Raw genomic sequence first — 8,832 nt, 5'->3', positions numbered from 1 at the left:
TTTAATCATATACGACAAAAAACGATAAAAGGTTACAGGGAATAAAAAAAACGGCAGTCAGGAGGAGGAATCGGGGGTGACTGCCGTTGGTGGAAGAGGCTATTTTCTATTCATTTTATCCAGTTTTTTCTCGATTCTTTCGAGTCTCTTTTCAACAATGTCGCGTCTTTTTTCGGCGCCTTTCTCTATTTTTTCCCGACGGCGCTCGGCGATCTTCTCGAATTTTTCCTTTTGTTTCTCAAGTTTTTCGGCACTTTTTTCACTTTTCCGTGCTTTTATTTCTGCTTTTTTCAGCACCTTACTTCTTTGTGACTCTTGGTTTCGCATCTGAGGAATCGGCTGCTTTTTCTTCGTACGAGGATTATTTGCCGGAGTGTTTTTTTCTGAAAAGTGTCGTTTTTGAGCCCCCCGGCTTTTCTCTTTCATGTAAAGTTTTTGTTCGATGTGCGACGATTTACTCTCTTTATTGTGAAGTATTATCATTTCAAGATCGTGCTTTCGCCCGGCCACCGCATCGATAATCAGGCGGGGAGCAACATCCTTGGCGAGGCCTTCATAGATCTTGTTTTTTAAAGGATCAAGCGGAATTCCCTTTTGGCGAGCATCTTTAAGGAGATGCTCAATTCGTGCGACGTGGGATGAATTCCATTGGGTCCGGATCTCGCGCATCAAATGGGTGTCTGCGGAAAAAACAGCGGTAACAAGCAAACTTGCAAAGACGGCTTTTTTTATCATAGTTCTATTCCAGAGTTATACCCCCCAAAACCGTCGGGGATCAAGACAGGATTCGAAGGGTCGGGGTGCCATTGGTTTCCATTTACAACAAACTGATATTGATAGGTCCCCGGCGGTAACTCCAATTCGATAATCCAGTTGCCGTTTGATCCTTTGCGAAGAGGCTTATTCCCGATATCCCATTGATTGAAATCTCCGGCAACGGAAACGCTCTTTGCAGAAGGGAATTTGCCGGTAAGGACAATTTTCGAAGACGACGCCGTCCAGACTGTTCCGTGGCGCTCCGGTACATTTTTTTCGTAAAACCAGATTGAAGCTGCAATTACAAGAAGCGATACAACAGCGGTCAGAGCCGGGCGCGGGAAGAATAAAGGTCGGGATGGGAATGCTGATGGTGCTCTCGCAGGTTTATCGCACAGAGACAATATTTCCTGAGTCAAACCGGGAGGTTCGGGCAACACCGGTGTCGACTCTAATAATCGGGCATGCTGTTGCCATTGCTCATACTTTTTGCTGCAGGAAATACATGTCTCCACATGTTTCTCAATCAAGGGATCTGAAAACCGATTGCCTAAAGAATGAAATTCGTCGAAGTATTGTTCGGCCTTATGACAGTTCATGCAAAAGCGTGTCCAAATTTTTCCAGCAGTAGCTTACGGGATCTGAAAAGCCATACTTTAATGAGGGGTTCAGGACGTTTCATGATGCTCGAAATATCCTTTATTGTCTTTCTTTCAATATAAAAAAGTACCATTGCGGTCCGCTGGTTGAGTGATAAAGCATTGAGTATTTCGGAAATAAAAAGTTTATCGCTCATCCCCTCTTCGGGAGCACTACCGCCGTCGGGCATTTTTGTATCGTCAAATAATTCCCAGGTCTTTCTGCGCTTCTTTTGTCGATAAATATCCTTGCTTGCATTGATCGCTATGGTGCAGATCCAGTTTTTGATGTTTTTTTGTTTATTATAATTGTTTCTGTTTTTGTACAGTTTCAGAAATGTTTCCTGGACGGCGTCACCGGCGTCATCGCTGTTTCCCAGTATTCTGTAGGCCAGATTATACACATAGCCTTTATAGTGAAAAACAAGGGCCCGGAAATCGGGCAATTGATTTTCTGACGCCACAATTCTTTTCCTTTTATTTTACGGGAGAAATAATAAAAAGGTTACAATTTTTCCAGATGCCAGTCAATACCGGCAGATAATCTGTGAGATGAAAAACCGGTTTCCTCCGATCCCGAAGCATATACTCCCCAATCATAGGCAACATACAAATCAGTTCGTTGCGTGATTTTTCGGAAATAGGACAGGCCGAGATAGAAGAGCTGTGTGTGTGATGCACGATAGATTTCATTATTAAGATTTTTTCCGGAATTGCCCGGGAAAAGAGTGTCTGCCGCGGTATTCTCGATCTCATCGCCAAAAAATTTAAAAGAAAGATACATCAAACCCAGAAAAGTATTTTTTTCCTTTAAGGTTGCCGTTACCCCGGATGAAAAAAGAAACTCAACGTATGCATAGTCGTCATTGCTTGAGATACTCCATGATATACCCGATTTAATATGTGGCATAACATAATAATTGGATAGGAATTGTATCTTTGCCCACACACGGTTTTTGATATCCCATCGGGAGGTATCGATATCATTGAGGTAATCTATTGTACAGGTAATCGTGAGTGGGTGTTTAAAGGAGCGGGTATATTCAATCCTGGTTCCCGCCATGAAATAATTGATTAAAGGATCGGCATCCTGTCCACCGGGCTGGAAATAATAACCCCCTCCGATACCCGATGACAGGCGATGCTTTTCGTTCAGGGGAGTAATAAATGAAAATGCGGATTCGCAATCATACTCGTTATACCTTTCAAAGTATTTGCTTCCGGAAAACCCTGCGGTTATGTCGATTTGGCGGTTATTTTTCAGCTCGTGCTCATAGGACGGATTCAGTGAAAAAGAGATGAACGGGCTGTTGCTGAATGTGCCGTCGGTAACATCGAAAACATCGGTAGCATATCCGCCTCCACCGTCGAGGGAGCAATCGAAGGAGTCGGCCATCATGCTGTGGGTTACCATAAAGAGCGTAGCAAGAATTGCATATAGCCTTCTACCTCTTCGCGGAGCAATAAAAGCACTCTCTTTTCCGACACATTTTCGGCTCATTCGAACCACAATCGCCCCATCCGTGTTTCATCGCCTTCCCACTGGTCATACTTGATGCCGTAGAACCATTGGAGACCGTATTTTGCATCGGAGTCCTTACAAGAGACAAAAACGCTGAATGGTATCGATGTTCCTGCTGCAGGTGGGTGGGAAAGGTTGATCATGTTCCAGATTATTTTTGCTTCGTACACGGTAAGGTTACCCTTTCTTATAACGGAAGCATCCATGTCCGGGTATCTGCCTACAGGATATTTCGCTTCATTACCCGACTTGCAAAATCCCCAGGTTGGTTCCTTACTTTCCGAGAGCAGGGCCATCCCCACCACAGTCGCCCGGTCTCCGGGTTTCCCTTTCAACGCAATTTTAACCCCGTCACCGGTATGAATACCTTCCATATCCAGTCGTTTTGCGATATGCTCGGTATGCTCCACTTCGACCCGCACGTATAATCCGGTATCGTCATACCGCGCCCGCCATCCGGCATGGAGTCGTCCCATGTAAAAAACGAATGCTTCGGCCCCCTCCGGAAAAAGCCCCCCGGGAAAGGAATCCATATCAAACCTGGGGCACCTGTCCCAGGAACCGGAACGGCAAGCGGCGGCGAAACCGACCAGCGTATCGGTTTCAATCGTGCTGTTTCCCATCTTGACGGTTACAAAAGCTTTCCCGGCGTCGGGGCAGGATACCGGAACACGAAATTCCTCCGTGGTATGACTTTCCAGGGCAGAAGGGACAACCCGCTTTTCATCGTTGAGCACAACCATAATGTCTCCGTCAACAGGATTGTTGCCGTGATTGGTCAGGGTGATCAGAACGGCGTTGCCGTTGTGGCGGGAAAAATCGATTTTATCGAGCGTGCAGGCCGGGGAAATCGTCACCCGAACCACGGTCCAGTTCATATCGTTGGAAAGGACAACAGCATACCGGCCGGGTGTTTTTTCCATTGGTGCGGAGAGGGAAAGCATACCGGCCGGTATCGAGCAGGGGATATCACTTCGAACAACTCGCCATCCTTGCTCAAGGGGAATGGTTGTCGAGTCTCCAAGGGCGATTTCAACAGGTGGGATAAGCGATTCGAGCGGTTCTTTAAGCAGCACGAATTCTTCCAGAGGATGAATAACACTCTCTTTTCCTCGTCGCCACATAATTTCCCGGGCGCCCGAACCGGTTTCCCAGATCTGGAATCCGGAATAGGGAGCGGTCCAGAGTGAACGGAGAAGACGTGCATCAGGGCCCAGGAGAGGGGCAAAACAGAGGAACTCTTTTGTGTCAACCGGCTCGGAAGGGTAATACCCGCATTCCATTTTCATGTTTTGGGTGATTGAGAACCGTACAAGTGCGTCGCGAAGTGACGCCGGTTTCCGGTTGCCGAACAACAGTTCGGGAGGGAGAATAATACTCTTTGTATCCATGGAAAGGAACCGTGACCAGTATTCGACCGGTATCAGCCGATCGCCGCCCCCCTCGTAGCCCAGGGCTTTGCCGATATCGGTTTCCTCCCATTTCATGCCGACGTCACTGGTGTTTTCCACACGAAGGAACACCGGGGCGCCGCTGTTCCAGAAAAAATTCGATTCGCTGGAATTGTCTTCACACCGAGGCGCCTCGGGCATGAGGCTGACGGGGGCCTCCCTGCAATTTTCTATTATATTGTTGTAAATATGATTGTGGCTGGTGGCGGTATGTTTCCCGTGGTGCATACGATGAAAAAGGGCGCGTATGCGCACTCCCAGCTTGCAACCGTAAATATAGTTGGTAGTAAACAGCGCCCGGTTACCGTCGTGCGTATAGAACCCGGTACTGGTCGAGTCCTCTTTTGTTTCGACAATAACGTTGTTGTCAACCAGAAGAGGCCCTTGGCTGAGTTCGTGGAAGATCTGGTTGTCGGTATTGTCGATAAGAATGTTGCGGGTAATCCGGTTTTCTTCGCAGTTACAATCAAGCCAGACGCCGTGGGAATTGTTGTCTTTGACAAGATTACCCCGGAAAATACTTTTTTTGACGCCATGAAATTTTATTCCGGCTTCTTCACAGGTCCCGCGGTTGTTTTTCAGATCGTTGCCGATTACTTCGTTGTCTTCGATAATAAGATTGATTGTATCCCCGATCCCGACAATGCCCGAGATGCCGTGGTAGTTGACTTTATTGCGTCGGGCGAGAGTGCCTCCCCGACGGGTTTCCGGAGGGGGCGTTTCGGGATTTTCCGTGTCCCGGGTGATAATGGGAATCTCTTTTTTGGGTCGTGCGAACCCGCCAACACCGATTGAGAGTCCCTGGGCATTCCCGTATTCGATGGTATTGTTTTCGATAATCCAGTGGTGACCGCTTTCGGTACTCAGGACCGCGGTCTGGTTGATATCGTTCCAGTTGCCACCGGTCCATTTATGCGCGGCCCCGCCGATCATGGTAAGGCCGCTGATAGTAATATATCCCAGACCACGTACCGCCGGAGCGAAACACTGAGGGCGCGTGGAACGTTCGATCAGCCTTTCCGACGGTATCTGTTCTGATGGAAGGTGTATCCACAGGCGGGTGTTTTCATTGTCAATCCACATGGTCCCTTCACGGGCAGTGAGTTCTTCCTGTTTTTCGACATGCACACAAAGTTTTCCGTCGGCAAATATCTGCTCGCACCGGTTATTCGGAATCTGAGTGCCTGGTGAATCCGGGCTGTCCCAGGAGTGGGGCACATAGGTGGCCGACCAGAGACCATTTCCTTCGTTTCGCCACTCGGGCGTCCAGATATCCATTGCTTTGATTACCGGGGTCTCACCCTGTGCCGCACAATAGGTAATCATTGTATCCGGCGAATCGCCTCCACAGAAAGGTTGAACCAATTCTCTGTAGACCCCTTCATGAATAACCGCCCGGTCTCCTGAACGGAGGGTTTCGGCGGCTTTTTGAATTGTCTTGAAGGGCTTTTCCTGTGATCCGGGATTAGTATCGTCGGCGGAAGGGTTATTGCAGTCGACATGATAGATTGCCGATTTCCGGGGAGTAGCCTCTGCGATACACTGGTCAAGAGCCCAGGCGGCATACCCGCGGATATACATGTTTTCTTCTACATTGTCCCGAAGCTTTCTTAATGCATGCTGTTGTTGACGGGTTGCGTTTTTCTGTCGGCCAAGACGGGTAACGCAGGTCAGTTTTTCACCAAGTGACGTATCTGAAGAAAAGAGCATGAAAACAAACGTCCTTTTCGTTGAATTAAAAGGGCTTACAAATAATGGCCATGAAATAAAATATAACAGGGTAAGAAGGGGTTATTATTTTTATGAGACCGGCCGGAAAAGACAAAATCCCCCGGTACTTGAAATAGCAAGCTGCTCTGATGCTATTTTCATTCTATGGTTTTTTATTCATATTAACAGGGAGTGTGGAGGTCTGATGGATTTTACACAATTCAGTTGCAAGAAAAAAAAGGCACTGGTAACAGGCGGTAATACCGGTATCGGCCTGGGTATTGCAAAAGGCCTGGCCCGTGCGGGGGCAGTGGTTGCAATTGCCGGCAGGGATGAAGAAAAAAACAGGAAGGCACTGGCGGAACTCAAAGAGATCGAGGAGCGCTGTGTTGCTTTTCAGGTTGATCTTGAAGAGACCGAAAAGATTGCCGGTTTCTATAAAAAGGCGTCTGCTGAAATGATGGGGTTTGATATTCTGGTTAATAATGCCGGAATGCATTGCCGCGGGCGGGCCGATAAGATTCTGCTTGATGATTTCAATCAGATACTTGCCGTGAATCTGACTGCACCCTTTGTGCTCTCCCAGTGTTTTGCCCGTGAGAAAATAGAAAATGTCAAGCCCGGGACTATTATCATGATCTGTTCGCTTCAGAGCGAAGCGGCCCGTCCCACCACCGCTCCTTATGCTGCGACCAAAGGCGGGCTTAAACAACTGGTAAAAGCATGTGCGGTGGACTGGGCCGAATTTGATATCCGCGTAAACGGTATCGGGCCGGGATATATTCAGACCGAGATGACCCAGTCGCTCTATGAAGATCCTGAATTTGATGAATGGGTCGTAAAACGGACGCCGCTCAGACGATGGGGAGAACCTGATGATTTCGAAGGTGCTGCCGTGTTTTTAGCCTCGGATGCTTCGAGATTTGTAACCGGACAGGTTCTTTATGTCGACGGCGGATGGCTGGCTACATTTTAAGGTCGACTGAAGATCCTTGGAGCTGCACATAATTCTTGTCCTTTTTCAATCATTATGCATCACAATAAGTTTGTTTTATTCTTATCCGCCTTTCTGCTTGCTCTCTTTGCAGGCTTTTTTGTCTACTATCCTCTTACCAATACCGATATCTGGTGGCATCTGGCGTCGGCCCGGGAAATGCTCAGTCAAAAGTCGCTGTTTTTTGCCGACCCCTTTTCTTTTACTCCTCACGAAACACCATGGATAAATATACACTGGCTTTTTCAGTTCTTAGTCTACGGCATTTATTCGTTCCTGGGAATTCAGGGACTCGCACTCTTTCGGAGTATGGTCTTTGCGGGCGCATGTGTACTGCTTTTTTTTGCCTTTCCACAGAAGAAAAATCCGGTTTTGTATGCCTTTATTATTGCACTCATGTTTTTCTGGATGCGCTATCTGGTGCTGGTCCGGCCGATTCTCGTTACCCTTTTCTGCATGGCCCTTTTCATTTTCTGCCTCGAACATTTTTATGCCCTGAAAAAGTATCGGTATCTCTATGTACTTTTGCCCGTTCAGATTCTCTGGACCAATTGTCAGGGACTCTTTGTTCTCGGTCCGATCATTCTGGGCGCCTACTGGGTTGGCGGGACGGTAATTCCTGCTCTTTTCTTAAAGAATGATTTTGCTCACCGAAAAGAATTGCTGAAAACAGGCCTGATTGCTGCTGCTGTTACTCTTTCGACGGTGATAAATCCCTATGGTTTGAGCGGTATGTTCTATCCTCTGCGGCTGTTCAAGCGAATCGACCCCGCTTTGGGAAAACTCTATGCCGAAAATGTCAGTGAGAATACACCGCTTTCTCAGCTGTTTAATGAAGGTTCTTTGTATGCGGCTTTTGTGGTTGCCGTCTTTTTAATAACCCTTGTTGTTCTTGTACTGAATAGAAAAAAAATCAGAATTGCCCATCTGCTTCTCTTTGCAGCATTTTCCTATCTTGCCTATACCTCTAAACGAAATATTTTGCTTTTTGCGTTTATTACCGCGCCCGTTCTCGGGTATTCGGGCGGTTACCTGCTTGAAAGAGCGGGACAGGCCATAAGACGCTTCATGGCGGCTGTGGGCCTTTCTCTTGGCGGTGTGATAACCGTCGCACTTGTTTTCCTCCATGCCCTGGTGCTCCGGGTGGGACCTTCACAGCAATTTTTATCGCCCTTTCGATATCCCGATGATGCTGTTGCCTATTTGCATGAATACCCTGTAACGGGCCATATCTTTAATTCGGTCAGATACGGCGGATATCTTCTGTGGGAATTGTATCCTCCAAAGAAGGTGTTTATTGATGGTCGATTGATTATCCGAACGCCCGAATTTTATGCGGAATATCTTGCGATACTCGACAATCCCGACCTGTTTGCTCGTGTTGCCGATAAATTTTCAATCACCCATGTGCTGGTCCCTACGGCAATTTTTGACCGGTATATGAAATTGTTCGGCTATCTCTACGAGAACGGTGCGTGGCGGTTGGTTTTTGCCGACGGTTCGTCGGCATTATTTGTCAAAGATTCATATGCACAAACACCCCCCATCGATCTCGAGTCCCGTAAAGACATTCAAATGATAGAAAACAGAATTGAGCGGAAATGGAAAAACAAACCGTATCTTTTCAAGGAAGCGCGGGGACATTTGGTGAATTTGATAAAAACCATAAGAGGCGGAGAATTTTCAAAATCAAAATAACGGTAAAACCCTTCCGATTCATTGGCGAAAAACTTATATTTTTAAAAGAGAGAAGTTCGGCAA

The 8,832-nt window shown here is 47.2% G+C and carries 7 protein-coding genes; 2 read left to right on the top strand and 5 right to left on the bottom strand.

The window, feature by feature from the left end:
- Nucleotides 1-99 precede the first annotated feature (99 nt).
- Genes GF401_20430 through GF401_20410 form a run of 5 tightly spaced genes read right to left on the bottom strand, consistent with a single transcriptional unit; the run spans nt 100 to nt 6,077 of the window.
- Complete coding sequence (locus tag GF401_20430) at nt 100-735, bottom strand: hypothetical protein (protein ID MBD3347430.1); 636 nt, start codon at nt 733-735, stop codon at nt 100-102.
- Nucleotides 732-1,355 (bottom strand): hypothetical protein, encoded by a 624-nt coding sequence (locus GF401_20425; GenBank protein ID MBD3347429.1) that lies wholly within the window; start codon nt 1,353-1,355, stop codon nt 732-734. Before GF401_20425 ends, GF401_20430 begins: the two co-directional genes overlap by 4 nt.
- A complete protein-coding gene (locus GF401_20420) occupies nt 1,352-1,861 on the bottom strand; it encodes a sigma-70 family RNA polymerase sigma factor (GenBank protein MBD3347428.1) in 510 nt (169 codons plus the stop codon). The genes GF401_20425 and GF401_20420 overlap by 4 nt, the downstream gene beginning before the upstream one ends.
- Nucleotides 1,862-1,899: 38 nt before the next feature.
- Entirely contained in the window at nt 1,900-2,895 is a 996-nt protein-coding gene (locus tag GF401_20415) for a hypothetical protein (protein ID MBD3347427.1), read from the bottom strand.
- Nucleotides 2,892-6,077, bottom strand: a complete 3,186-nt coding sequence (locus tag GF401_20410; protein ID MBD3347426.1) for a hypothetical protein — start codon at nt 6,075-6,077, stop codon at nt 2,892-2,894. Before GF401_20410 ends, GF401_20415 begins: the two co-directional genes overlap by 4 nt.
- Between GF401_20410 and GF401_20405 the strand changes: the two genes are divergently transcribed.
- Nucleotides 6,076-7,053: an SDR family oxidoreductase gene (locus tag GF401_20405; GenBank protein MBD3347425.1), complete on the top strand. Its 978-nt coding sequence runs from the start codon at nt 6,076-6,078 to the stop codon at nt 7,051-7,053. The two genes, GF401_20410 and GF401_20405, sit on opposite strands and share 2 nt — an antisense overlap.
- 54 nt (nt 7,054-7,107) lie before the next feature.
- Entirely contained in the window at nt 7,108-8,769 is a 1,662-nt protein-coding gene (locus GF401_20400) for a hypothetical protein (protein ID MBD3347424.1), read from the top strand.
- The last annotated feature ends 63 nt before the right edge of the window (nt 8,770-8,832 follow it).

This window comes from Chitinivibrionales bacterium (assembly GCA_014728215.1).
GTDB lineage: Bacteria > Fibrobacterota > Chitinivibrionia > Chitinivibrionales > WJKA01 > WJKA01.
This window is presented reverse-complemented; position numbering and strand designations above follow the sequence as displayed.